This is a genomic window from Croceitalea vernalis, from assembly GCF_031846405.1.
Lineage (GTDB): Bacteria > Bacteroidota > Bacteroidia > Flavobacteriales > Flavobacteriaceae > Croceitalea > Croceitalea vernalis.
Genome location: NZ_JAVRHU010000024.1, coordinates 1 through 441 on the forward strand (window position 1 = coordinate 1; position 441 = coordinate 441).

General features: G+C 43.1%; 1 protein-coding gene. It reads right to left on the reverse strand.

The window, feature by feature from the left end; all coding sequences use genetic code 11:
* Window positions 1–441: hypothetical protein (locus RM520_RS15240; RefSeq protein ID WP_311388572.1), on the reverse strand; the 441-nt coding region annotated here is incomplete at both ends.

Below are 441 nucleotides of genomic sequence, written 5' to 3' on the forward strand. Positions count from 1 at the left end.
CACAAGGGTCAGTTACCACAATATCAATATTTGCTGTTTGAATACATCCAGCACCATTATCAACGGTGTAGGTAACATTAAATGTTCCAACACCTGCAACAGCTGGGTCAAAAGTACCATCAGTTGAAGCACCACCCCAAGTACCACTAGCAGGGTTACCTACTAGATTTACTACTGCGTCAGTTGTAAATAATGGTCCTACGGCATCAATGGTTGGAGGTGTGATACCTGTGCAAGGATCACCAGGAGGGACCACTTCAATAGTGATAGTATCCTCTTTAATACATCCATTACCAAAATTAACGGTATAGGTTACGTCATAGAATCCAACTCCGATTGACGGGTCAAAAGTACCATCAGTTGAAGCACCACTCCAAGTACCACCAGTAGGGTTTGCATTTAAAGTTTGTATACCTGCATCGGTAGCAACAGCACCAACAG